The sequence below is a fragment of the Sphingomonas sp. SORGH_AS_0870 genome (assembly GCF_031453175.1).
Taxonomy (GTDB): Bacteria; Pseudomonadota; Alphaproteobacteria; order Sphingomonadales; family Sphingomonadaceae; genus Sphingomonas.
Window position 1 is genome coordinate 628,199 of the sequence record NZ_JAVIYW010000002.1, and the last position, 24,325, is coordinate 652,523.

21 protein-coding genes are annotated in these 24,325 nt (G+C 66.9%); 17 read left to right on the forward strand and 4 right to left on the reverse strand.

Annotation, left to right across the window (positions count from 1 at the left end; genetic code table 11):
• The first annotated feature begins 93 nt into the window (after positions 1–93).
• From QE363_RS03440 to QE363_RS03470, 7 genes are all read left to right on the forward strand, one after another.
• Complete coding sequence (locus QE363_RS03440; protein ID WP_309691883.1) at positions 94–276, forward strand: hypothetical protein; 183 nt, start codon at positions 94–96, stop codon at positions 274–276.
• On the forward strand, positions 273–1,331 hold the full coding sequence (locus QE363_RS03445) for a hypothetical protein (RefSeq protein WP_309691885.1): 1,059 nt from the start codon (positions 273–275) through the stop codon (positions 1,329–1,331). The genes QE363_RS03440 and QE363_RS03445 overlap by 4 nt, the downstream gene beginning before the upstream one ends.
• 2 nt (positions 1,332–1,333) lie before the next feature.
• Positions 1,334–3,535 carry a hypothetical protein gene (locus tag QE363_RS03450; protein ID WP_309691887.1) on the forward strand — a complete coding sequence of 734 codons (2,202 nt, stop codon included), beginning with the start codon at positions 1,334–1,336 and terminating at the stop codon, positions 3,533–3,535.
• The gene (locus QE363_RS03455; RefSeq protein ID WP_309691889.1) at positions 3,532–4,533 is read left to right on the forward strand and encodes a TniB family NTP-binding protein; all 1,002 of its coding nucleotides are present in this window, start codon (positions 3,532–3,534) and stop codon (positions 4,531–4,533) included. Before QE363_RS03450 ends, QE363_RS03455 begins: the two co-directional genes overlap by 4 nt.
• A complete protein-coding gene (locus QE363_RS03460) occupies positions 4,530–6,401 on the forward strand; it encodes a hypothetical protein (RefSeq protein WP_309691891.1) in 1,872 nt (623 codons plus the stop codon). Before QE363_RS03455 ends, QE363_RS03460 begins: the two co-directional genes overlap by 4 nt.
• A gap of 199 nt (positions 6,402–6,600) precedes the next feature.
• Entirely contained in the window at positions 6,601–9,147 is a 2,547-nt protein-coding gene (locus QE363_RS03465) for a DegT/DnrJ/EryC1/StrS family aminotransferase (protein ID WP_309691893.1), read from the forward strand.
• Positions 9,144–10,238, forward strand: coding sequence for a glycosyltransferase (locus QE363_RS03470; protein ID WP_309691894.1), 1,095 nt, complete (start codon positions 9,144–9,146; stop codon positions 10,236–10,238). The genes QE363_RS03465 and QE363_RS03470 overlap by 4 nt, the downstream gene beginning before the upstream one ends.
• 135 nt (positions 10,239–10,373) lie before the next feature.
• Here QE363_RS03470 and QE363_RS03475 read toward each other — a convergent pair whose 3' ends face one another.
• On the reverse strand, positions 10,374–10,505 hold the full coding sequence (locus QE363_RS03475) for a hypothetical protein (protein ID WP_309691896.1): 132 nt from the start codon (positions 10,503–10,505) through the stop codon (positions 10,374–10,376).
• A 253-nt stretch (positions 10,506–10,758) separates the two neighbouring features.
• Here QE363_RS03475 and QE363_RS03480 point away from each other — a divergent pair, with 253 nt between their 5' ends.
• Positions 10,759–11,433 carry a phosphatase PAP2 family protein gene (locus tag QE363_RS03480; RefSeq protein WP_309691899.1) on the forward strand — a complete coding sequence of 225 codons (675 nt, stop codon included), beginning with the start codon at positions 10,759–10,761 and terminating at the stop codon, positions 11,431–11,433.
• On the opposite strand, the gene QE363_RS03485 is transcribed toward QE363_RS03480, so the two are convergent.
• Entirely contained in the window at positions 11,410–12,261 is an 852-nt protein-coding gene (locus QE363_RS03485; protein WP_309691900.1) for a CoA ester lyase, read from the reverse strand. The two genes, QE363_RS03480 and QE363_RS03485, sit on opposite strands and share 24 nt — an antisense overlap.
• A 5-nt stretch (positions 12,262–12,266) precedes the next feature.
• Complete coding sequence (galE, locus tag QE363_RS03490) at positions 12,267–13,274, reverse strand: UDP-glucose 4-epimerase GalE (RefSeq protein WP_309691902.1); 1,008 nt, start codon at positions 13,272–13,274, stop codon at positions 12,267–12,269.
• Positions 13,275–13,351: 77 nt separating this feature from the next.
• On the opposite strand from galE, the gene msrA reads away from it, so the two are divergent.
• Positions 13,352–13,891, forward strand: a complete 540-nt coding sequence (gene msrA, locus QE363_RS03495; RefSeq protein ID WP_309691905.1) for a peptide-methionine (S)-S-oxide reductase MsrA — start codon at positions 13,352–13,354, stop codon at positions 13,889–13,891.
• A gap of 498 nt (positions 13,892–14,389) precedes the next feature.
• Here the strand turns inward: msrA and QE363_RS03500 are convergent, their stop codons facing one another.
• Positions 14,390–15,325, reverse strand: a complete 936-nt coding sequence (locus QE363_RS03500) for an L-threonylcarbamoyladenylate synthase (protein ID WP_309691908.1) — start codon at positions 15,323–15,325, stop codon at positions 14,390–14,392.
• Between the two features lie 107 nt (positions 15,326–15,432).
• Here QE363_RS03500 and QE363_RS03505 point away from each other — a divergent pair, with 107 nt between their 5' ends.
• The 8 genes from QE363_RS03505 (at position 15,433) to QE363_RS03540 (ending at position 24,282) form a co-directional block, all read left to right on the forward strand.
• The gene (locus QE363_RS03505) at positions 15,433–16,251 is read left to right on the forward strand and encodes an arylamine N-acetyltransferase (protein WP_309691911.1); all 819 of its coding nucleotides are present in this window, start codon (positions 15,433–15,435) and stop codon (positions 16,249–16,251) included.
• A gap of 466 nt (positions 16,252–16,717) precedes the next feature.
• Positions 16,718–17,032 (forward strand): STAS domain-containing protein, encoded by a 315-nt coding sequence (locus tag QE363_RS03510; RefSeq protein WP_309691914.1) that lies wholly within the window; start codon positions 16,718–16,720, stop codon positions 17,030–17,032.
• Positions 17,029–17,397, forward strand: a complete 369-nt coding sequence (locus QE363_RS03515; RefSeq protein WP_307102379.1) for a response regulator — start codon at positions 17,029–17,031, stop codon at positions 17,395–17,397. The genes QE363_RS03510 and QE363_RS03515 overlap by 4 nt, the downstream gene beginning before the upstream one ends.
• Positions 17,394–19,391, forward strand: coding sequence for a chemotaxis protein CheA (locus QE363_RS03520; protein ID WP_309691917.1), 1,998 nt, complete (start codon positions 17,394–17,396; stop codon positions 19,389–19,391). The genes QE363_RS03515 and QE363_RS03520 overlap by 4 nt, the downstream gene beginning before the upstream one ends.
• A gap of 4 nt (positions 19,392–19,395) precedes the next feature.
• On the forward strand, positions 19,396–19,899 hold the full coding sequence (locus tag QE363_RS03525) for a chemotaxis protein CheW (RefSeq protein ID WP_309691920.1): 504 nt from the start codon (positions 19,396–19,398) through the stop codon (positions 19,897–19,899).
• A 59-nt stretch (positions 19,900–19,958) separates the two neighbouring features.
• A complete protein-coding gene (locus QE363_RS03530) occupies positions 19,959–21,743 on the forward strand; it encodes a methyl-accepting chemotaxis protein (protein ID WP_309691922.1) in 1,785 nt (594 codons plus the stop codon).
• 131 nt (positions 21,744–21,874) lie between these two features.
• Positions 21,875–23,800 carry a CHASE3 domain-containing protein gene (locus QE363_RS03535; protein ID WP_309691924.1) on the forward strand — a complete coding sequence of 642 codons (1,926 nt, stop codon included), beginning with the start codon at positions 21,875–21,877 and terminating at the stop codon, positions 23,798–23,800.
• Positions 23,797–24,282, forward strand: coding sequence for a chemotaxis protein CheW (locus tag QE363_RS03540; RefSeq protein ID WP_309691926.1), 486 nt, complete (start codon positions 23,797–23,799; stop codon positions 24,280–24,282). The genes QE363_RS03535 and QE363_RS03540 overlap by 4 nt, the downstream gene beginning before the upstream one ends.
• Positions 24,283–24,325 lie beyond the last annotated feature (43 nt).

Genomic DNA, 24,325 nt, shown 5'->3' on the forward strand with positions numbered 1-24,325 from the left:
ATCTTCCGGACCTTATTGTTTCCGGAAAACCTCTACCATATAACCCGACTAGGAAGGTATGTTAGAAGTTGTCCAGATAGATAGGGATAGAGCATGCGGAAGTACGACGATGCGGCATCGAAGCAGGCGAAACGACGGCGCGAGACGAGCTACGTTCGCCGCCATCACGGTGTGATCCACCACGGTGGAAGGTGGCTCACGCCCGGTGAGGCGCTCAGGCTGCTCGAGCGGCTGGCCGCCGAACGGCGGCACCGCGGCTTCGGAGACAAGGCATGAAGTCCCCGCGAGGTCGGGATATCGACCCACCGGAGGTTTCGAAGCCTGCGCCGCCCGTGCGTCGCCGTCGCAATGCCAAGGCGGGAACCGGTTCGACCCGCGCTTCGCGTCGGAGGCGCGATGGCGACGGCGGCACTGCAGCGTCCAGCATCGCGAGTGAATTTGCCGGGCACACGGATATGACGGAAGGCCTTGGCTCGACGATCGCCCCGCTCGCGAACTGGAATCCTACGCGCCGGCCGCCGCGTCATCCGGTCCGGCGAGTACCGTATGCACTGCTCCATCCCACGAAGTTCGACCATCTCAAGGATCCAGAGCAGTGGGAGCTGATCGGCGTTGAGACAGCGGCTGGCCTTGGCCACGTTCGGAACGGCATGAACTATGCGCAGGCGTACACGACCTGCGCTACGCTCTACGAGAAGGCTCGGCGCATCCAGTTCCTCGAAGGCCCGAACGAGCCTGCTGTCGCCGATCATCTCGAGATGTGCCCCCGCTACATCGATTTCCAGTTCCAGCCCGTCGTGCTGATCTTCCGCCGCGCCGACGGCAAAATCATCCGGAAGTACCCTGACGTCGCGTACGAGCTTGCCGATCACCGCGTCGTCTTCGGTGAGATCAAGTCGAATGACGCGTGGTTCGTGGCCGAAGGCGTGCGTCGCCCCCTGGAGCGGGTCAGCACCGCACTGCAGGAGCTCGGCCTGGGACCGATTCATAAGATCAAGGGCGAGCCGTTCCGACGCGACGACACTGTCGAGGCTCACTCCATCGCCATGGAGGCGAGGCTGACGACCTTCGATCGCGACGCCGACGCGACCGCCGTCCGCAAGGTGATCATGGCCAGCGGTGGACACGCCCGCTACGTGGACGTCGTCGCCGCCCTGGGCGGATCGAGGAGCGTGGCGGTAGACAAGCTCTATGCGATGCTGTTGCGCCGCATCGTCGACTTCGACCTGCGATCGACCCCGAAATCGGAAACCGTTGTGACGGCGCCCCGTGCCGTGTCCCCATACGCGCTGCGCGAGATCCTCGCGCGGTTCGAGAAGAAGGCGGCCTGACCATGAATCCGCTTGGCTTGGTCTTCGGGACCGTCTTCGTCCATCTGCTGAAACGCATCGTGTTCGTCGAGGCGGTCGACGACTTCGTCTTCCGCTTCCACGTCGAGGGGACGGACGATGAATATTTCATCGAAGACGCCTCAGGCGTCATGGTCCGCCTGACCGTCCGATCCCTCCTGGAGGAATATGCGGCCGGAAGGCTGCGCGAGTGCAGCCATGGCGAGGTTACCCTATCGGAATGGCGCGGACGCTATCTTGGGTGGGATATCGCCGCGTGCCTGGCGAAGTACCCGCGCGCCGTTGCCAAGTACGACGTCGCGCTCGCCGCGCTCCAGGACGGCATGCCGCGATCGGAGGCGACCTTGCGGGCGTTCGCCGAGGCCCGTTGGCCAGCCGGACTGCCCGCGCCCAGCGGCAGGTCAGTCATCCGCTGGATGAATAACCTCGTCGAGTGCGACGAGAGGGTCGGCGCGATGTGCAACAGAAGCGGGCGCCAGAAGGGCCAGTCGCAGCTCCCGCCCATCGTCGATCGCCTGGTCCATCAGGCGATGGCGCTCTTCTATGCGGTCGAAGAGCTGAAGAAGATGGACTGTTTCGCGCTCGTCGTAGCGGCCTGGAAAAGGCTGCACGATCGCGGAATCGCTAACATCGGGGAGTCCCATCCGCACAAGTCGACGGTCATCAACCGCATCAACAAATGCGAGAACGTCAATACCTATGCCGCCAAGTACGGCAACGAGGCGGCGGAGCGATACTTCCACGCGTCGGGCAACGTCGTGCCGACCAGTCGCCCGTTCGAGCTGATGTACATCGACGGCACCGAACTCCGGCAGGTGACGCACTACTCGAACGACGTCGAAATTCCGAGCCACAAGCTCAAGGTGGTCGGGCTGATGGATGCACACTCTCTGTTCGTCCCGCCAACCCAGCCTTTCGGTGGCCCCTACCGCGCCGAGATGGGGATGGGCGCGCTCATGGGCGCGCTGACTCCTCCGGCGCTCACCGACGAGATGATCGCCGATGACCCCATGCTCCTCCTCTGCTTCGGCCGGATCGGAACGCTGCGGGGCGACAACGATAAGGCCATGATCCCGCCGACCGCGATCGGCAATCTTGCAAGCGTGATGAAACGCGTAGAACTGGCCCAGAAATACGGGCCAGACGAGAAGGCGAACCTCGAAAACTTCTGGGGTTGGGTCAAGGAGAGGTTGGAAGGGGAGCCAGGTACCGTGCTTTCCCCCCGAAGCCGGCGGAAGGGCATCCGCTATGACCCCCTCAAGTTGACCATGCCGCGGCATGATCTGGCCGCGAAATTCGAGGCGCTCAGGCTGGAGTGGAACGCCACGGGCCACAAGGCGCTCGGATGGCGTACGCCGAACCAGGTGATGCTCGACTATATCGGTAGAAGCCGCATCCGCTTCACCCCACCAGCGGAAGTCCGCCGGTATCTCGCCCGAACCGTTGCGGCCGAGATGACCAACGACGGCGTCGTCTATGACGAGATCCTCTACAAATGGAATCGGGAGGGCATCACACAGACGCTCTCCCGCAACCTGGCCGCGGAAAAGATCAGATCGCGGCTCGAAAATACTGCGAAGTGCAGCGTCTGGTTGCGCGTATACGACTGGAACTTGGATATGGTCGAGGTACAGGACGAGGCGGGCAACGAGTTCGTCGAGCTCTGGTCAGACGACCCCGACTATACCCGATTCCTCACCCGCTACGAACACGCGTTCCACAAGCAATGCGTCGTTTCGGGCGCGACCGGCGCGCAGACGCTCACCGAGCGGGCCCTGCGTCGCGCAGCGTCGCTCAGCCAGCAAAAGCGCGTGCTGGAAGAGGAACCATTCACCATCGCCAAGAGGGCCGGGGCCATCCTCGAACAGGCGGAGATCAGGGAACTCGGCGGCAGTGTCGCGGATGATCCGGACCTGACGAATTTCGGAGATATGCTTGTCCCGACAGACGTCGGCGGCGCCGACCGTGTGGATCCATCCACCGGCCCTTCCCAGAGGTCCGAGAACCAGGGCCGGGAGGAGACACGCGAGGACGACAAACGCGATCTGAAGGATGTTCGGGGGGACTGGAGCGGCCTCGATCCAGACGCAAGATCAGATTTGCGGATGCTGAGTGCCCTTGAGGAGGACCCTGACGAAGGCATCACCTGGGACGACGACGATGAGAACGAGGAAGACAACCGATGATCCCGAAGAGAAAGGCAATACCGCTCGGCCCGCAGCCGTTGCCCGCTCGGGGCGATCCCGTTCCCGACTATTCGAACCCGAGCCGTCGGGCCCGGGTCGTGTCGGTCGTGCCGTTCTTCAAGAACAACTGGATCGAGCACGAGCCGCAAACCAGTCTCGTAAACCAGCTGCTAGCCTATATGGAGTCGATGCAGCCCCTGCTTGACGGCCCGATCGACGGCCGGTGCCTGTCGCAGGACACCAATGCCGGCAAGTCGCGGATGATTGAGGCCCTGGTCGCCGAAGCCGCCTTGAGGCGGGAAGAAGAGGGTTTACCCTCTAACAAGTACCAGATCATCGTCGTGGAGCTTAACGAGGCGACGTCGGTCAAGAGTTTCTTCCGGAACATCCTGAAGGCTCTCGACGATTCTCATTGGAATAATAAGCACGATACGATTGACGACCTTGAGGATCGGATCCACCACTTCTGTCGCAAGCTGGGTGTTCAAGGACTGGTTGGTGACGAGGTTCAGCATCTCGACAAGAAGTCGTCAGACGCGACTGGCGTGACCAATCGCCTCAAGTCGTTCCTCAATCGGGGGATCGTTCCGTTGATACTGGTCGGCAACGAGAAGGCCGAGGCATTCTTTGAGAAGAACACCGATCTTGCAGCTCGGCTCGGAACCCCTCTCGTCTTGAAGCCGCTCGATCCGCGGAACGACAGAACCGATGGAAAGCTGTTCACGGCATTTTGCAAGAAGCTCGACGCGTCAATGGTCAAGGCCAAGATCGTCGACGAGCCAGCAGGGCTCGATAAGGCCGGTCTGCGCAGTCAGCTTGTCGCCGTCAGCGGCGGACACGTCGGTCGGGTGTGCCGTGTCGTATGTGAGGCGACGATCCATGCGCTGTGGCGCGGCTCCCCCAAGGTCGAGAAGCACGATCTCAGCGTCGCGACACGCAGGTACGCCATGGGGCCAGTCAACTGGGTCACACGCGATCCATTCTCGAGCTCGAAGTGACTCGGTCGATCAAGCAGCTGCGCTTCGAATACCATCCGCAGCCGGACGAGAGTGCGATCGGCGCGCTCGCGGCCGGCTGTCGTGACCACCGCCTCGTGCGCGTCGCCTCGGCGCTCGAAGGCGGCGCAATCACCATCGCCAAGCCTGGGCATGTCCAGCTCGCGTCTGCCGACGACGCCGCCCGCCTCGCGCATATCCTTCGGACCGACGTGGATTCGATCGCTGCCATCACTTTCGATGCGACGGGCAGCCGCAGCAGCATCATGCTTGGCGAGCTGCGCATGCCACGTCCAGCGTTCGACTTCTTGCATCGTCGCATCGGGCCTCATTCCCTGAAGGGGAGGCCCCATCATCGAAGTGCCTGGCTCAACCGTCTGCTCCCGTACTGCCCGGAATCGTTCGAACATCTCGTGGAGGCCTGCTCGAAATGCGGCCCCCTTGGGTGGCGGCGAACACGCGGGATTGGCAATTGCGAGTCCTGCACCCAGACCGTGCCTGCATCAGACCTGCCGCGCCTGCCTGAACGCCTGGAACTCGATTATCGGCTGGCCGCCGACCTGATGTCCCGCGATCCAGTGGCTGGTCGGCGAGCGGTCAACCTACTTCCCAGCTGCCTGCAGACCTTCTCCCGGACGACGCTCGTCGACATCATGCTGAAGTCCGGCATCATGGCCAGCGAGCTTCCGACCCGCTGGGAGCTGGATCAGCTTCGTTCGCAATCGTCGGAGATGGTGGCCGAGATCATCGCTAACGGCGCTGGGATACTGCGATCCTGGCCCGACGGGATCAGGGACGTGGTCACCAGGCGTATGGATACGAACGTCGACGATCTTGTGGCCTACGAGGAAGTGCGAACGGAGGTGCGTTGGATCGCGAAGTATTCCGGTGATGAGGGTCAGGCGATCCTTGCCTTGGCGTTCCCACACCTTGACGGTCGGACTGCGGAAACGTTCTCCTCTGCCGCCCGCTTCTATACGGCGACCGAAACCAACCAGCGACTATGGTCGTCGAGCGTCGAGCTAGGCAAGCTGCGGGAGGCTGATGCAATCAGGTTCGAGCCTCTCCCGAGCCGGCGGCGCCTGCGTGCGAGGTATGATGCCGACGACGTCGACGAGCTGCACCGCCAGCTACAAGCCGGTGAGACGCCCGGAGCAGCCGCGGGGCGCTTCGACTTGCCGGTTTATGCGGTCGGCCAGCTGGTCACGTCGGGTCGTCTCGAAATTATGCCCCATCCTGGCGTTCAGGTCCTGCGCGGCTACCTGATCGACAGAGGCCGGGCGGAGCAACTGGAGGGGGCGCTCACCCACGGGGCCAAGCTCCCGGCGAAACCGTCCGGTGCGGTCTCGTTGCGCTACGCAATGATGCGCTACGGAGGTGAGAAGCCTTGGGCCTTTATCCTCGAGGAGATGCTGGAAGGCAGGATCGACTACCACTTACCGGAAGGTAAAGCGCCCAAGATTCGTGACATCATGGTCGACCTGACCCGGTTCCCAAAGCATATCACCTGCGGCACGGCTTCGGCTGATCCCCTTGGCCTGACCCACGTCTCGCTTCGCGATGCGGAAGAGATTCTGGGGACCACCTTTTACGAAGCCCAGGCAACGATCGTGGCAGCTGGCCTACAGGTCGTCCCCTACGGCAAAGGGAAGGGTGTGGCCCGTCGAGAGTTGAACTCCCTCGCGGCACAGGTTGCGTTCACCGGAGAGGCGTTGGCCAGAACGGCTTTGCAGCCGCAGGCACTTCACCGTGAGCTACTCAGGATGGGAGCGGGTCGGTTGCATGGCGCATGGAGCAGACAATCACTTTTTGAACTCGGGCTGGTCGACCTACTTACGACCGACAGGTGTAAGCACACTTCAGCCGTGTAACCGTGAAGCGGCTCATCCTGTTGTGTCACCCTCCGGCACCAAGCTCGAACTGGTCGTGCATCAAGCGCTGTGACAATGTAAGAGCGCCACAGTGTCAAGACATTGCGGACCTTTCCCGATCGGCGGGTGGCATCCTGGCCCGCCGCGTCCCCGCCTGATACGCGTGGCACGATGGGGTCATGGCGGCAGGGGCTGCCCCATGGTAATCCGTAGCGGCGCCAATGACGTAGGATGCTGGCGCGCCGAACAGGACGAGCGCCGCATGGATTTTCCGCTGATCGCCCCCCGACCGCCCCGGCTGTCCGAGCATCTGGACGGGCTGAAGCGGATCGAGGCGTCCGGGCAGTTCAGCAACAACGGCCCCGAAGTCCGCGCGCTCGAGGCGGAGATGGTGGACCGGCTCTTCGACGGCCGGGGGGCGGCGCTGGCGGTGGGCAATGCGACGCTGGGGCTGATGATCGCCATCCGGCAGGCGGCGGGCATGACGCCGAAGCCCGGCATGCTGGCGATGATGCCCGCCATGACCTTTGCCGCGACCGCGCAGGCGGCGATCTGGGCGGGGCTGACGCCGTTGATCGTCGATGTCGATCCCCAGGGCTGGACGGCCGACCCGGGCGAGGAGGAGCGGATGCTCGCGCGCCATGGCGACCGGATCGGGGCGATCGTGCCCTATGCCACGTTCGGCACGGATATCGACCTGGATCGCTATGCCTGGCTGGCCAGACGCCATGGCGTGGGGGTGGTGGTCGATGCGGCGGCCTCGCTGGGCACGCTGGACGAACGGGGGCAGGGGTTCGGCACGGGTGCGCCCTTCACGCTGGTCTATTCGATGCACGCGACCAAGACCTTTTCGGTCGGGGAGGGCGGGCTGGTCTATAGCGGCGATGGCGACCGCATCGACCAGTTGCGCGCGATGGTGAATTTCGGTTTCGAGCGCGGGCGGGTCGCGACGCTGCCCGGTATCAACGCCAAGATGCCCGAGATACTGGCCCTGATGGCGCGTACGAAACTGGCGGAGATCGACGCCGTCTGCGCCGCGCGCGCGGATCTGGACCGCGAATATCGCGACAGCCTGCCCGGCTATGGCTTTCAGGCGGAGCGGGGGCGGCGGCAGGCGACGCAGTTCATGCCGGTGCTGTTGCCGCCAGCGATTGCGGCGCGGCGCGACGCGGTGATCGCCGCCCTGGCGGCGGACGGCGTCGGGGCGGGGCATTATTTCAGCCCGCATCTCGGCGAGCAGCCGCTGTTCCGCGACACCGCGCTGATCCAGCCGACCCCAGTGGCGGACGCGCTGTCGGCGCGGATGCTGAGCCTGCCGATCACGGACGGGATGAAGTCGGGCGATGCCGGGACCGTCGCCGAGCGGCTGAAGGCGGTGGTCGCGCGCATCGCCGCCGAGGGCGCGCCCGCGCCGGACCGCGACCGGCCCTGTGGCTGCCTGGTGGTGGGGGGCGGCCCGGCGGGGACCGCGATCCTGATCGCGGCGAGCAAGACGGGACAACTCGTGCCGCTGGCCCGGCAGGGACTGGTCCTGGTCGAACGGTCGGACCGGATCGGCGCGGGCGAGCTGGGCGGCTATGCCATCCGCTCGGACACCACCGCCGAAACCTTTCTGTCGGCGGTGAAGGGCAATCCGCATCCCGAACTGGCCGCGCTGGAGGCGCATCCGGCGGGGCAGGTGATGGCGGGCTATTGTGGGGCGCTGGGCGCGCCGCTTCGCGATACCGCGCCGCTGCTGGAGGCGACGGCGCAGCGGCTGCGCGGGATCGTCACGGATCATGGCGGGGCGGTCCTGACCGCGACCGAGGCGGTGCGCGCGGACCGCATGGCGGATGGCGGGTGGCGCACCACCCTGAACGGTCCCGATGGCGTCCGCACCCTGACCTCGCGGCATATCGTCATCGCCACGGGGGGATACCAGACCGACGAACAGATCGCCGACGCGATGGTGGCGGGCGCGCGGCTGGGCGATATGGCGGGGGACCGGCTGATGCGATCCGACACGCTGCTGCGGCATGGCGGGATCGACCGGGCGCGGGAGCGGCTGGCGGGTGTCCGCGCGCCGCGCGTCGCGATCATCGGCGCATCGACCAGCGCGATCGCCTGCGCCGTGCAATTGCTCAAATGCCATGATCTGCCCTTCGGAGCGGAGGCGATCACCCTGCTCGCCCGGACGCCGCCCAAGCCCTTCTTCCCGACGGTCGAGGCCGCCCATGCCGAGGGGTTCACCGATTTCACCCAGGACGACATCTGCCCGGTCAGCGGCTTCGTGCTGCGCCTTGCCGGGTTGCGGCTGGAGTCGCGCGAACTGGTCCTGCGGATGCTGGCGCTTGGCGGGCGCACGCCCGATCCGCGGCTGGCGCTTCACCGGATCGCGGGAGAGGCGGACCTGCACGCGCGCGCCATCATCGGCGCGGCCGATCTGGTGATCGGGGCGCTCGGCTATCGCCCGCGCGCGCTGCCGCTGTTCGACGCCGATGGGGTGGCCATCGCATTGGCGCATGAGGAGGGGCGGCCGATGGTCGACCGCCATTGCCATATCCTCGATGCGCAGGATCGGCCGGTGCCTGGCGCCTATGGCATCGGTCTGTCCGCCGGTTTCGTGCCCTGGGGGCCGCTGGGGGGAGAGAACAGCTTCCGGGGGCAGGCCAACGGGCTGTGGCTGTGGCAGAATGATGTCGGCCGGATGATCGTCGATCAGGTGCTGGGGCAGGGCGATGCGCAATCGGGTGCGGCGGCGGCATGAGCGATCCGATCGTCAGCGTCGTCATTCCCGCTTATAACGGCGCGGCGCTGATCGGTGAGACGCTGGCCAGCCTGGAAACCCAGACGCTGACCCAGTGGGAGGCGTTGGTTGTCGACGATTGTTCGTCCGACGACACCCGCGCGCTGGTGCGCCACTGGCGCGATCCGCGTGTCCGCCTGATCGAGAATGCGGTGAATGGCGGTCCGGTGCGGACGCGCAATCGCGGCTTTGCCGAGGCGCGGGGGCGCTATCTGGCGGGGCTGGACCAGGACGATCTCTGCCGTCCCGAAAGGCTGGCGCGGCAGGTCGCCTATCTGGAGGCGAATCCCGATGTCGCGCTGGTGGGGGCGCAGGCGGAGCAATGGGTCGAGGGGCGGATCCTGCCCATGAACTATGCGCCGCACACCACCCCCGATCTGATAGCCTGGCTGAGCTGGATCGAGAATCCGCTGGTCTGGTCGACGGTGATGGTCCGTGCCGAGGTCGCGCGGCGGCTCGATCCGTTCACGCGGCCCGACATCCTCTATGCCGAGGATTTCGACCTGTATCATCGCATCCGCCGATTCGGCCGGATCGCGCGGCTCGACGAGCCGCTGCTGATCTATCGCCAGCATGCCGGGGGCGTGTCCAAGCGCTTCACCGACACGATGCGGGACAGCGCGACGCGGGTGCTGGCCGAGGCGCATCGGCCGCATCTGGGCGCGGAGGCCGAGGCGGTCGCGCGGCTGCTGGTCCGGCACAATATGGGCGGCCTGCCGGTCGCGGACGGGGCGACGTTCCGGCGGCTGGGACGGGCGATCGCCGGATTGCAGGCGGCCTTCGTCGCCGAGGTCGCGCCGCGTGACGAATCCCTCGCGCTGATCCGCTGGGAAACCGCGCGGCGATGGCGGCAACTGGCGCGCGCCGCGCTACGTTCGGGGCGCGTGACGCTGGGCGATGTGCTGAGCGCGCGGCCGCCGCATCTGGGGCTGGGCTATGCGGGGCTGGACGATCTGTTGCGCTGGCGCGCCATCGGCGCGGTGCGACAGCTGCGTCGTATCCGTCGGGAATTGGATTCATCCACCGTCGAAAACGAATCGCCCAAGGGCTGATTCGCCTCGGCGACGTCGCGCTTCGGGATTGGCGCGGACCGCGCAAACAAAAGCCCGCGCAGAGGGGGCTGCGCGGGGCATGGCAATCAGTGCGTCTTGGGAGCCGGGCTTGTCGATCCGCAAGCCCCGGAAAAATCAGAAAAGATGATGAACCAGTCGCGAGGCGCCCAGCGCGACGCCGCCAACGGCGACCCAGCTGGCCATCGCACCGAAGGCCAGGATCAGCAAACGGTCAACGGGCGAAATGGCGTTATCGTTCATGGTCATCGGTCCTCTCCGACCGGTCTGCCTGCCGGTATGAGACATTTCTGCGACAAAATTCGCCGAGAAGCAAACCCATTTTTCAAATCAGCCTGATTGATAAATTCTCCGTTCAGGAAAAAGGAGAGGGGCAAATGCGCGCCCTGGCCTCTCCAGGCCCGGAAATCGGGCATTTCCCCTTGCCTTGCCAGGGAGATGGCACGATCAGCACCCTCCTATGACAGACCCGAACCCCGTCCCCGATATGCGCCCCGCGTCCGTGTTGAGCGAACCCGGTGTTCGACCCTCGACCATGCCGCTGGCGTTGCGCGGTGCCGCCGCGGGCGCAACGGCGCTGGCGCTTCTGCTGATTCTGGGCCTGCTGATCGATCACTGGCCCTTTGCCTGGGACCGGGCGATTCTGACCGGGCTGCGCGCGCATGGCCAGTCGCGCGCGCTGATGCGGGCGGCGGTCGATGTCACCGCGCTGGGCAGCGTGCCGGTGCTGATCCTCATCATGGCGGGGGCCGTATCGCTGCTGGCCGCGCGTCGGCTGTGGCTGACCGCGATCGCCACGGCGGCGGCGGGGATCAGCGGGGGCATGGCGGTGACCCTGGTCAAGACGATCGTCGCGCGGGCGCGGCCCGATCTGGTGCCGCACTGGGTCGACGTGTCCAATGCCAGCTTTCCCAGCGGCCATGCGGCGGGCAGCGCGATGGTCTATCTGACGCTGGCCGCGCTCGCGACGCAGGTGACGCAGGAGCGGCGGGTGCGCCACATCATCGTGATCCTGGCGGTGCTGCTGGTCGGGATGATCGGGGTCAGCCGCGTCTATCTGGGCGTGCACTGGCCGTCCGACGTGGCCGCCGGATGGTGTTTCGGAACGCTCTGGGCGTTGGGCTGGTGGTGGGCGACCGCCGCCGCCCGCGAGTCATGGCGCGGCGCGCGCCAATAGCCGCTGTGCCGCCTTCAGGTGCGGCGCATCGAGCATCTTGCCGTCGAGCTGGAGCACCCCCGCGCCGGGGTTCGCCGCGAACAGGTCGACGATCGCCTGCGCCCGGATCACCTCTTCGGGCGTCGGGGTGAAGGCGGCGTTGATCACCGGCACCTGCCGGGGATGGATCGCCATCATGCCGGTAAAGCCGTCGCGCCGCCCGCGCGCGGCATAATCGGCCAGCCCCTCCGCGTCGCCGAAATCGGGATAGACCGTCTCGATCGCCGCGACGCCCGCCGCATGCGCCCCGAACAGGGTCAGCGAACGGGCCAGTTGATAGGGGGCGGTATAGCCGCCATCGGCCTGGCGCGCGGTCGTGGCGCCGATCGCGGCGGGCAGGTCCTCCGCGCCCCAGGTCAACCCGGCGAGCGGCAGGCGCGCCCCCGCATAGTCGCCCAGCCGGAAGATCGCCGCCGGGGTCTCGGTGGCGATGGGCAGGATGGGGGGCAGGACGGGGATGTCCGCCACCCCCAGCGCCGCCAGCGCGTCCAGGCTGGCCAGCCCTTCCGCCTTGGGCAGGACGAGGCCGTCGGGACGCGCGGGCAGGATGATGGCGAGATCGTCGGCGGCCAGCGGTCCGTCGACCGGGTTGATCCGGACGAAGATCGCCTTGTCCGTCTCGCGCGGGGCGGACAGGAAGCGGGCGACCGCCTCGCGCGCCACCGGCTTGGCGTGGGTCGCGACCGAATCCTCCAGGTCGAGGATCAGCGCGTCCGCCTCCGTCCGCAGCGCCTTGGCCATCAGGCTGGGCTGGTCGCCCGGCACGAACAGGAGCGAACGCAGCCGCATCGGCGTCAGCGGCCCATTTCGGCCAGCTTGCGCTCCCAGGCCAGCGCGTCGCGGACGATGCCGTCCAGATCGTCGCGTTGCGGGCGCCAGGGCAGCGCCGCCAGGATCGCGCTGTTGTCGGCGACCAGTTCCGCGGGATCGCCCGCGCGGCGGCCCTCCATCCGGCGCTCGATGGTCAGGTTCGTCACCCGGTCGACCGCGTCGAGCACTTCGAGGACCGAGAAGCCGCGACCATAGCCGCAGTTCAGCGTGTGGCTCTCGCCCGGCTGGGCGACCAGCAGCTCCAGCGCGGCGACATGCGCGGCGGCGAGGTCGGAGACATGGATATAGTCGCGCACGCCGGTGCCGTCGCGGGTCGCGAAGTCGGTGCCATAGACGCCGACCGCCTCACGCTTGCCGATCGCCGCCTCGACCGCGATCTTGATGAGATGGGTCGCGCCGACCGTCGACTGGCCCGAGCGGCCCTGCGGATCGGCCCCCGCCACGTTGAAATAGCGCAGCGCGCAATAGTTGATCGGATGCGCGGCGGCGACGTCCTTCAGCATGATCTCGGTCATCAGCTTGGACATGCCATAGGGATTGATCGGCGCCTTGGGATCGCTCTCCTTGATCGGCACGCGTTCGGGCGTGCCATAGGTGGCGGCGGTCGAGGAGAAGATGAAGTGCGCCACGCCCTCGGCCACCGCGCTTTCCATCAGCGAACGGCTGGCGGCGGTGTTGTTGCGATAATATTTGAGCGGATCGGTGACCGACTCGGGGACGATGATCGAACCGGCGAAGTGCATGATCGCGCGCACGCCATGCTCGCGGATCGCGGCGCGCACCGCTTCGTCGTCGGCGACATTGGCGACCACCAGCGAGGCGCGGGGATCGACCGCCCAGTCGAAGCCGGTGACGAGATTGTCTAGCACGACGACGTCATAGCCTGCATCCAGCAGCGCCAGCACGGCATGGCTGCCGATATAGCCGGCGCCGCCGGTCACCATCACCTTGCCGTCGATCGTCGCCATCATCTTTTGTCCCAAAGCCTTGGATTGTCGTCGCCTAGCGCCTTCCTATCTAGGCACACAAGACGACAAGGAGATTCCGAGTGACCGAATATGTGACGCTGGCCGGCGGATGTTTCTGGTGCACCGAGGCGGTGTTCAAGGACGTGATCGGGGTCGAGTCGGTCGAGAGCGGCTATATCGGCGGGACCGTGCCCAACCCGACCTACAAGCAGGTGTGCGGCGGCGATACCGGCCATGCCGAGGCGATCCGCATCGGTTTCGACCCCGAGCAGCTGGCGCTGGACGATCTGCTCGACATCTATTTCGCGACGCATGACCCGACGCAGCTGAACCGCCAGGGCAATGACGTCGGCACGCAATATCGCTCGGCGATGTTCCCGGCCGACGAGGCGCAAGAGGCCGCGATGGTGGCGGCGAAGGCGCGCGCGCAGGACGGCAGCGACAAGCCGATCGTCACCACGATCGAGCCGATGGCCGAATGGTATCCGGCGGAGGATTATCACCAGGATTATTGGGAAACCTCGGGACGGTCCAACCCCTATTGCATGGCGGTGATCCCGCCCAAGCTCCAGAAGCTGCGCAAGAGCTTCGCCGCGCGGTCGAAGGCGGTGACGGCGTAAATTCCGGGGCGAGGTCGGGGCGTACGCTTCGATTCCGCTCAGCGTGAACGGAGCAGTGGAGCGATCCCATCCTCCCGTTCAGCCTGAGCGTAGTCGAAGGCCACGCCCCGGACCTTTGCCAAAAATACCCTTGTGGTGTCGGTTGATCCCTTGGCCTTCGACTTCGCTCAGGCTGAACGAAGAGAGGGTTTTTCCTTCACGCTAAACGAAATCTAGGGCGGATCGACATTCAGCATTGTTTCTTCTTCCCCTCTCCCCTGGACAGGGGAGAGGGTTAGCGAAGCTTGCCAGCCTGCTGGCTAGCGCAGCTTGGGTGAGGGGTTGAGCGAGCCCAAAGGCTCGCGCGCTCGCTTCGCGAGCGCCCACCCCTCACCCAGCTCCGACTAAGCCTTTGCTCTCGCAAAGGCCAAGTCTACGCAACCCTCTCCCCTCTACGAGGGGCGAGGGACGGAAAGGCGTCGCTGAATGTCGATCGGCCCTAGGGCCTCGCCGTAAACCCTAGCGCGTCGCGGCCCGCCGCAGCCGGTCGTTGATTGCCTCGCCGATCCCGTCCGCCGGGATCGGGGCGACCGCCAGGCGGGCGTGATCGCTCGCATCGGCGCGGTGGAGGGCGTCGAACAGCCGTGCGGCGGCCTTGACCGGATCGCCGCTCGCCGACAGCGTGTCGTGTCCCGCGACCGCGCCAAAGCCGATCAGCCATTCGTCCGCATCCGCTGCCGTGGCGTTCAGCCGCAGCGCCTTGCGCGGGGCATAGTGGCTGGCGAGTTGCCCCGGCGCGGTGACGATCGCGGGGGCGTCCGGCCCCTGTTCGACCGTGCCCAGCACGCCCGCCAGCATCGCCGCCGTGACCGGACCGGGGCGCAGGATGGTGCGGCCCGCGACGATCGTCGATTCCAGCCCCGCCTCGGTCGCGCCGTCGTCCAGAATGGGCACGTCCGGCCCCAGGCTGGCGCGGACATGGGACGCGCGGGTCGGGCTGATCCCGCCGCTGGCATTGGCCGAGGGGGCGGCGAGCGGACGGCCGCTCTCGGCCAGCAGCGCCTGCATCGCGCGGTGGCGCGGCACCCGGATCGCCACCGTGTCCAGCCCCGCCGTCACCAGCGAGGCGATGCCCGACCCCGCCCGGACCGGGCGCACCAGCGTCAGCGGGCCGGGCCAGAAGGCCTCGGCCAGCGCCAGCGCCTCGGCATCGAAGTCGGCCAGCGCCTGCGCCGCCGCCAGATCGGCGACATGGACGATCAACGGGTTGAAGGACGGCCGCCCCTTGGCCGCATAGATGCGTGCGACCGCCGCCGCGTCGGTCGCGTCGGCGGCGAGGCCATAGACCGTCTCGGTCGGCACCGCGACGATCCCGCCCGCTGCGATCACCGCGGCGGCGGCACGGATCGCGGAAGGGCCGAAGGGCAGGGTCGGGTCGTGATCGGGAAAGGTCATGGCTGACGCGGCCTATATCCTGTCGGGACGTGCGCGATAAGGGGGCGGGGCAGGGCCATGCGCGCCCCCCTTCGACAATCGCGGTCGGGCATCCTATCTGCTGGGCCATGTTCGACCTCGATTCCTATCTCGCCCGCATCGCCCTTCCCTCGCGCGTGACCGTCGATGCCGAAGGGCTGGCGCGGTTGCAGCGCGCGCACCGGCTGGCCATCCCGTTCGAGAATCTCGACGTCCGCCTCGGCCGTCCGATCGCGATCGACAGCGCCAGCGTCTTCGCCAAGCTGGTCGGGGCCCGGCGCGGCGGATATTGTTTCGAGCAGAACCGGCTGCTCCTCGACGTGCTGGCGGCGCATGGCTTTGCCGCGCGGCCGCTCCTGGCGCGGGTCTGGCTGCGCGCGACCGACGTGCCGCCGACTACCCATACGTTCAGCCTCGTCCATATCGACGGCCAGGACTGGATCGCCGATGCGGGCTTCGGGGGCAGCTATTCGCCGCCGATGCCGTTGGTCGACGGAGCGGAGGCGAGCGGCCCCGATGGCGCGCGCTTCCGGCTGGCGCGCGACGTCCAGCATGGCTGGATGCTGCTGCGCGACGGGCATCCGGGCAATACCGATGGCCGCTCGGCGGGTGAGGGGTGGGAGCCGCAATACAGCTTCACCACTGACCGTGTCTGGGATGCCGACCTGGCGATGGGCAACCACTGGACCTCGACCTATGAGGAGAGCCGGTTCCGCCTGGCCAATATCGTCAGCATCATCCTGCCGCGCGGCTTTGCGACGCTGACCGGCCGGCATTATCGCCGCTGCGTCGGGCAGGAGGTGACGGAAGGGACGATCACCGACCCGCGCGTTTATCGGATGCGGATGAGCCTGATGTTCGGCATCGACCTGACCGCCGACGAAACCGCGACCCTGTTCGCCGAATAATCCCGAACCCCGTCCGCGAATCGCGCCGTCGCCCGGTGGCAGTGCGATTCGCGGTCGCGCCCGATCGATCTTCACCGAAATGCCGTCCGGCGGATGCTTCCCCGGACGGGTTTTCCCGTGCGCGCTGCGCCATCTGATGCCGATGAAATGGCGGCTTTTCAGGACATCGCACAGGCGCGGCCAATAATTCGCCATTTTGGGCAGAAAATTTTGCCCATTTAAGGGGCATTTTACCTTTGTTCCCTATCCCTCCAAATGAATGCGGGGGAATTACAAATGAGTCGACCCTTAAAGACGCCCCTTCACCCGTGCCAAGGCAAGCCGGGTGCAGCCGCGCGACAAGGGTGACTCCCGATTGGGATACGGAACCGGGCGCCGAAATCTTGACGATCGTCCCGATAGATAAGTGATCCTCGACGCAGGCGCGATCCTGCGCCGTCGAATCTTTGCTGCGAAGGATAAAATCATGTCGATCACGACAGTGATGGCAAGCGAGAATCTGTGCCTGCCGAACATCGGCACGCTTGCCGAGGAATTGCAGGCCGTCATCACGCCGGGCGCGACGGTCCGGCTGGATCTCTCCGAGGTCGCCGCCCCCGATCTGAGCGTCGTCCAGCTCGTCCAGGCGGCACGGGTCGGCGCGGCGGAGGTCGATTGCGATTTCGCCCTGGCGGCCCCGGCGGGCGAGTCCTTCCGCGCGCTTCTCAACCGGGCGGCCTTCCTGCCCCACCCCAACCCCGAACACAGCCAATTCTGGTTCCACGGAGATACGGACCAATGACCGCCTCGATCCTTACCGTTGACGACAGCGCCTCCTTGCGCATGGCGATCCGCATCGCGCTGACCGGCGCGGGCTATGCGGTGACCGAAGCCGCAGACGGCGTCGAGGGGCTGAGCAAGGCGACCGCGACCCGGTTCGACCTGATCGTCACCGACCTGAACATGCCCAATATGGACGGGTTGGAGATGATCCGCGCGCTGCGCCAGCAACCCGCCCAGGCGGGTGTGCCGATCATCTTCCTGACCACCGAATCGGACGACGCGATGAAGGCGCAGGCCAAGGCGGCGGGCGCGACCGGCTGGCTGGTCAAGCCCTTCCAGCCCGAACAGCTGATCCGCGTCGCACAGAAGGTCCTCGCACGGTGAGCGGCGAGGATCCGACAGCCGCCTTCCGGATCGAGGCGGGCGAGCTTCTGGAGCAGGTCGAACAGGGGCTGCTCGACCTGGGGCACCGGCTGGACGACATGGGCCTGGTCAATGCCGTGTTCCGGGGGCTTCACACGCTCAAGGGCTCGGGCGCGATGTTCGGCTTCGACAAGCTGGCGGCCTTCACCCATCACTGCGAAACCGCGTTCGACCGCGTCCGCAAGGGCGATGTTCGCGCGACGCCGGACCTGGTGTCGGTCATCCTGTCGGCGGGCGACCATATGCGCGCGCTGGTCGAGGGCGATGCGCCCGAGGCCGAGGGGCAGGCGATCCTGACCCGGCTGGCGGCGGCGGTCGATGCCGCGGCGGGCGGGGCCGGCGAAGCGCCTGTGCCCGTCGCCGCGCCGGTCAGGACGGGCTGGACGCTGTCCTTCCGCCTGCCGCCCGACGCGATGGCCAATGGCACCAATCCGCTGGCGCTGCTCGACGAGTTGCGCGAGCTGGGCGAGGCGACGATCGTCGCGCGGACCGACGAGATTCCCGCGCTCGGCACCTTCGAGCCCGGCCACTGTGTCGTCGGTTGGGACTGCACGCTGATCGGCGACATTTCGCGCGATGCGATCGAGGACGTCTTCCTGTTCGTCATGGACGATATGGAGATCACCATCGCCCCGCTGGCGGTCGAGGCGAGCGAGGAACCGGCGGTGGCGGACGAACCGGCGGCGGCATCGCCCGTCGCGGCTCCGGCCCCCGCGCCCGTCGTCACGGCCCCGGTCGCGGCGAATGACCAGCCCGCGCGCACCCCGGCCAACCGGTCGCAGGGCGAGCATGTCCGCGTCCCCGCCGAGCGTCTCGACGAACTGATGGACCGGGTCGGCGAACTCGTCATCGCGCAGAGCCGCTTGTCGCAGCTGGCGGGCCATGGCCACGACCTGAGCCTGCGCTCCGTCTCCGAGGAGATCGAGCGGCTGGCGGGCGAGATGCGCGACACGATGATGATCCTGCGCATGGTGCCGGTCTCGACGCTGTTCGGCCGCTTCCGCCGCCTGATCCACGATCTGGCGATCGAAACCGGCAAGACGATCGAACTCGTCACCGAGGGCGAGACGACCGAGGTCGACAAGACGGTGATCGAGCGGCTGTTCGACCCGCTGGTCCATATCATCCGCAACAGTTGCGACCATGGGCTGGAACGGGCCGAGGACCGCCTCGCGGCGGGCAAGTCGGCCAGCGGCCTGATCCGCCTCAGCGCGCATCAGGCGGGCGGCGAGGTGCTGATCACCATCACCGACGACGGGCGCGGCATCGATGTCGAGCGGGTCCGTGCCAAGGCGGAGGCCAATGGCCTGATCCAGCCGGGGCAGGTGGTCGGTGAGGACGAGCTGCTGGGCCTGATCTTCCACCCCGGCTTCTCGACGGCGGCGCAGGTCACCAACCTGTCCGGGCGCGGCGTCGGCATGGACGTGGTCAAGCGCACGATCGAAAGCCTGCGCGGCTCGATCGACGTGAAGAGCGTGCCCGGCCAGGGTTCGACCATCACGCTGCGCATTCCGCTGACGCTGGCGATCATCGAGGGGCTGCTCGTCCGGGTGGGTGAGGGACGCTATGTCATCCCGCTCGCGGCGGTCGAGGAATGCCTGGAGCTGTCGCTGGAGGAGGATCTGCGTTCGCGCGGGCGCAGCATCATCACGCTGCGCGAGCGGCTGGTGCCCTTCCTGCGGCTGCGCGACCTGTTCGAAACGGGCACCAAGCCCGACACCTATCAGAAGATCGTCGTGGTCGGCACCGGCCAGGAGCGGGTCGGCCTGGTCGTCGACCAGATCATCGGCAACCACCAGACGGTGATCAAGGCGATGTCGCCGCTTCACCGCAACGTCGCGGCCTTTGCGGGCGCGACCATATTGGGCGACGGTTCGGTCGCCCTGATCCTCGACATCGCCCAGCTGATCGCGCTGAGCCAGCCCAGGGAGGAGCGGCGTCTGGCCGCTGGATAAGCCCATGCCCTATCACAAAGTACCCCATTGGACGCCCGACCAGGGGCTGGAGGTCCTGACCTTCGGCCTGGGCGGAGAGACCTTCGCACTGGAGGCGGGCATCGTCCGCGAGATATTGGACATGATGCCGGTCACCGCAGTGCCGGGCGCCGATCCGCTGGCCGCGGCGGTCATCAACTTTCGCGGGCGCATCGTGCCGCTGGCCGATCTGCGCGGTTCGTTCGGGATGGAGGCGCTGAGCACCACCGCCGACAGCCGGATCATCGTGATCGAACTCGACCTGGACGGCAATCCGATCCTGATCGGCCTGACCGCCGACCGGGTGAACGAGGTGACCGTGCTGCATGCGGGCGATGCGGAGGAGGCGCCCGTCATCGGCATGCGCTGGCCGCGCGACCATGTCCGCTGCCTGGTCCGGCGCGAGGGCGATGTCGTCGTCCTGCCCGATCTGGCGGCCCTGTTCTCGCGTCTGACCGCCCATGCGACCGAGGCGGCAAGCATCCACTAAAACATACGACATATCAGCCATTTGCGCGGGGGGACAAAATCATGCGAGCAACGATAAAAATGAAACTGGCGGCCAGCTTTGCCGTCACGATATTGCTTTTGCTGGCCGTCATCGGCGTCGGCATCGCCAAGATGAACGCACTGAACTCCGCGATCACCGAGGTCATCGCGGGCCCCGCCAAGCGGCTGGAGATCGCGCTCATGGTCAATGAGCGGATGAACAAGACGCTGCGCTTCGAAAAGAACATGGCGCTGACCAACGACGATGCGCTGACCCGCAAGTTCGACGAACAGGTGATGAAGGCGCGCAGCGAGACGCGCAACATGATCGCGACGGGGCTGAACATCGCCAGCGCCGACGGCAAGCCGCGCTGGATGCAGGTCCAGTCGCTCTTCGAGCAATATGTGCCGATCAACGACCAGATCCGCAGCCTGGCGCTGGTCAACAAGAATGCCGAGGCCGGACAGCTTTCGGTGTCCAAGTCGCGCGAGATCGCGGGCACCATGTCCGAACAGATCGACCAGATCGTCAGCATCGCGCAGGACGCGATGAAGCAGGCCGATGCCGATACCAATGCGCAATATGAGCAGGCGCGCAACATCCTGCTGGCGACGGCGGTGGCGGCGATCCTGATCGCGATCGGTGCGGCCTTCTGGATCGCGCGCCTGGTGTCGCAGGGGCTGAGCAAGGTGTCGGTCGCGCTCGACGCGGTGGCCATCGGCGATCTCAGCCAGGATGTGACCGTCAAGACCAATGACGAGATCAAGGACCTGGTCGACACCGTCAACCGCATGACCGCCAATCTGCGCGAGAGCGCCCAGCTGGCCGATACGATCGCCAGCGGCGACCTGACCATCAGCCACCAGCCCCTGTCGGACAAGGACGTGCTGGGCCATGCGCTGGTCTCGATGGTCGAGCGTCTGCGCGGCGTGGTGAGCGACTCGACCCAGGCGGCGCAGAATGTCGCGGCGGGCTCGCAGCAGCTGTCCTCCTCGTCGGAGCAGGTGAGCCAGGGCGCGACCGAACAGGCCGCCGCCGCTGAGGAAGCCTCGGCCTCGATGGAGCAGATGGCCGCCAACATCAAACAGAATGCCGATAACGCGACCCAGACCGAGAAGATCGCCCGCCAGTCCTCGCAGGACGCCGAACAGAGCGGTGCGGCGGTGCAGAAGGCGGTCGTCGCGATGCGCACCATCGCCGAGAAGATCGGCATCGTGCAGGAGATCGCCCGCCAGACCGACCTGCTGGCGCTGAACGCGGCGGTCGAGGCGGCCCGCGCGGGCGAACATGGTCGCGGCTTTGCGGTCGTCGCCGCCGAGGTCCGCAAGCTCGCCGAGCGCAGCCAGTCGGCCGCTGCCGAGATCAGCGGCATGTCCTCGGACACCGTCGCCGCCGCCACCCAGGCGGGCGAGATGCTGACCAGGCTGGTCCCCGACATCCGCCGCACCGCCGAGCTGGTCGCCGAGATCAGCGCCGCGTGCCGCGAACAGGATATCGGCGCGGTCCAGATCAACGAGGCGATCCAGCAGCTCGACAAGGTGACCCAGCAGAACGCCTCGGCCTCCGAGCAGATCTCGTCCACCTCGGAGGAACTGGCCAGCCAGGCCGAGGAGCTTCAGGAAGGCATCGCCTATTTCCGCGTCGAGAAGACCGGTGGCCAGCATGTGCGCAGCTCGGCGGTTCGCAAGCCGGTCGTCCAGCGCGCCGCGCCGGCCAAGAAGGCCAGCCAGGCCTCGCGACCCGGCTCGATCGCCGACCAGCAGGCGCGGGTGCGCGGCTTCGCGCTCGACCTGGCCAATGGCGGTCCCGACAGCGAGGACGCCGATTTCGGACGCGCCGCCTGATCGCTGCGTGACCGGGGGAGGCGGATCGCCTCCCCCACTACCCCTTTCCCATCCGTAACGCCGACCGTCATCCGCGCGCCAAGACGCGGAGGCCCCGGCGTGCGCCCTTTTTTCCTCCTTGGGACATCACCATGCTGACGCTGTTCAACAATCTGTCGATATCGAAGAAGCTGACATTATGTCTGGGCGCGATCATCGCGATTACGGTCGGCGTCGACGGGGTGATCCTGTCCAATGCGGGCAAGGTCAAATCGACCACCGAGATCAACGAGCATACCTATAAGGTCATCGCCACGGCGGACGATATCGTCACCAACATGGTCAACCAGGAAACCGGCTATCGCGGCTATCTGGTGTCGGGGAACGATGACTTCCTGAAGCCCTATCACAAGGGCTGGACCGATTTTTCGCATGCCTGGACCGAGGTCAAGGCGATGACCAGCGACAATCCGGCGCAGCAGTCGCGGCTGGACGATATCCGGCGGCTGGCGGAAAGCTGGCATAACGATGTCGCCGAAAAGGCTATCCGCCTGATGGCGCATCCCGAAACCCGCGAAAGCGCGCGCGCGCTGGAGAGCAGCGGTGCGGGCAAGGCGGCGATGGACCAGCTGCGTGGCCGGGTCGGCGAACTGGTCGCCACCGAACGCACCCTGCTCGCCCAGCGGCAGGAGGCGCAGCGGGACGCCTTCTCGACGATCACCCTGGCCATCTGGATCGGCATGGCGGCCAGCGTGCTGGCGGCGGTCGCGATCGGCCTGTTGATGACTCGCACGATCGCTCGTCCCATCGGCCTGTTGTCCCAGGCGCTGGCCCGCATCGCCGAGCCGCTGGCGACCAATCGCCGCGACGAGATCGGGCAGATGCAGGGCAGCGTCGGCGCGGTCGAGGGCGCGTTCGACCAGATTTCGGGCGTGCTGGATGCCGTGTCGAAGGGCGACACGACGGTCGGCATGACCCAGCGTTTCGGCGGCCTGACCGATCAGCTGAACGCCAATCTCGACGCGCTGCGCCGCAGCTTCGAGGGGATCGCCGCCATCGCCGGGGAGATTGCCGGGGGCGACCTGACCGTCCAGCCCAAGCCGCTGTCCGACAAGGACCGGCTGGGCCATGCGCTGGTCACGATGGTCGAGCGTCAGCGCGGCGTCGTCGGCGATGCGACCCAGGCGGCACAGAATGTCGCGAGCGGCAGCCAGCAGCTGTCCTCCTCGTCGGAGCAAGTGAGTCAGGGCGCGACCGAACAGGCCGCCGCCGCCGAAGAGGCCTCGGCGTCGATGGAGCAGATGGCCGCCAACATCAAACAGAATGCCGACAACGCCACCCAGACCGAGAAGATCGCGCGCCAGTCGTCGCAGGACGCCGAACAGAGCGGTGCGGCGGTGCAGAAGGCGGTCGTCGCGATGCGCACCATCGCCGAAAAGATCGGCATCGTGCAGGAAATCGCGCGCCAGACCGACCTGCTGGCGCTGAACGCGGCGGTCGAGGCGGCGCGCGCGGGCGAACATGGACGCGGCTTCGCGGTCGTCGCCGCCGAGGTCCGCAAGCTGGCCGAGCGCAGCCAGATGGCGGCGGCCGAGATCAGCGGCATGTCGTCCGACACCGTCACCGCCGCGGTCGAGGCGGGCGAGATGCTCAGCCGCCTCGTCCCCGACATCCGCCGCACCGCCGAGCTGGTCGCCGAGATCAGCGCGGCCTGCCGCGAACAGGATGTCGGCGCGGTCCAGATCAACGGCGCCATCCAGCAGCTCGACAAGGTCACGCAGCAGAACGCCTCGGCCGCCGAACAGATCTCGTCCACCTCGGAGGAGCTGGCGAGCCAGGCCGAGGAGCTTCAGGAAAGCATTTCCTATTTCAACGTGGATGACCGCGACCGCGCCGGGTCGGCCCGATCGTCGCGTGCCGCCAAGCCGGCCGATCGCCGCGCCGCCGCCCGAAAGGCCAAGCCCGCGCCGCGTTCCCAGTCGGTTGCCGACCAGCAGGCCCGCGCGCACGGCTTCGCGCTCGACCTGAGCAATGGCGGCCCGGACGGCGAGGACGCCGAATTCGGACGCGCGGCATGAGCGCGCGCGGCGACATCCAGGTCGTGGTCTTCGGACTGGGGGACGAGGAATTCGCGCTTCCCGTGACCAGCGTCCGCGAGATCCTGGATCATCGTCCGGCCTATCGGGTGCCTGCCGCGCCCGACTGGTTCCTGGGGCTGACCGATGTGCGCGGCCTGTCGGTGCCGATGGTCGACCTGCGCGCGCGGCTGGGCCTCTCGCCGGTCGAGCCGACGTTGACGACCCGCATCCTGGTCGTCGACCTGGTCGGGGCGGGGGACGTGCCGCTCTCGCTCGGGCTGGTCGTCGACCGGGTGCTCGACGTCAGCATCTTCGCGGCGGACATGATCGAGGATTCGCCCGGTGTCGGTGGCCGATGGCGATCGCAGCAGATCGAGGCGATCCTGCGGCGCGGCACGGGCTTCGTCGCGCTGCTCGATCCCGGTCGGCTGTTCGCGGCGGACGATCTCGACGGCCCCATGTCCCTTGCGGCGGCGGCCTGACTTTCGGGGGCGGTATCGATCGATACCGCCCCGCTTCCTTTTT